This window comes from Planomonospora algeriensis, assembly GCF_977012225.1.
Map to the genome: position 1 here is coordinate 1 of NZ_CDRNDK010000931.1, position 1,031 is coordinate 1,031.

The window sequence follows — 1,031 nt, forward strand, 5'->3', positions numbered from 1 at the left end:
CGGCCGGCGGCGGAGGAAGCGGGCGGCGGACCGGCCGGGACACCGGGCGGCAGATCGGGCGGCGGGGCGAGTGGTGGACCGGCCGGGACACCGGCTGGCGGAGCGGGCGACGGGCCGGATATGGAGCCGGGAGTGCCGGTGCCCGTCGAGATCGGGTACCTCGGTCCGGACGGTACACCGGAGAACGTACGGGTCCGGTGGATCCCGGCCACCGCCGTGCCGGTTCCGCTCGCGGCCAAGCTGGTCGGCCGCGAGTGGGTGGAGGCACCGGAGGCCGGGATCCCGGACGCGTCCGGGGCGGATGCGGGTCCTGCCCGCTCCTGGCTCCTCGTGGCGGCGGAGGGGGACCCGCGGACCGGACGGCTCGCGGCGGGTCTCACTGGCGCGGGCCACACCGTCCACCACGCGCCCCTGCCCCCGCGCCCGCCCCGAACACGGTCCGTCACCCCTCAACCCCTCCCGGCCCCGAACCTCGTCCCGTTCCAGCGCCCCGCCCCCCGGCCGGCCGGGGCAGGCCGCCCGGTGCCGGTCGCGGAAGGGCTGGAACCGGTGCGGGTCGCCGAGGAGGCGGGCCCGGCTCCGGACGCCGACGAGGTGGTGGTGCTGGTCCCCACCGGGCTGGACCCGGCCGGGGCCGAGGAGGTGGTGCTCGCGGTCACCCGCCTCGTCCGCGACCTCACCGGGGACGGGAGCGGACCCGGCGCGCGGCTGCGGCTGGCCACCGAGCGGGCGCAGGCCGTACTGCCGGGGGAAGGCGCCGACCCGGGCGCGGCGGCCCTGCGCGGCCTGGTCCGGGTGCTGGCCTTCGAGCATCCCGGCCTGCGCACCTGCCTGATCGACGCCGACGACCCGGCCGCGCTTCTGACGGAGCTGACCCGCGACACCTCCGGCGGCACGCCTGCCCGAACCGGTACGTCCGGTCCCTCAGCCCGAACCGGTACGTCCGGTGGCTCCGGCGTCTCCGACGACGAGGTCGCCTGGCGCGGCGGCGTCCGCCTGGCCGCCCGCCTGGCCGCCCTGCCCCCTCCCCG

General features: G+C 79.1%; 1 pseudogene. It reads left to right on the forward strand.

The features are described 5' to 3' along the window. Nucleotides 1-138: 138 nt before the first annotated feature. Nucleotides 139-1,031, forward strand: a pseudogene (locus ACWJ6R_RS36970) (hypothetical protein); the annotation flags it as partial.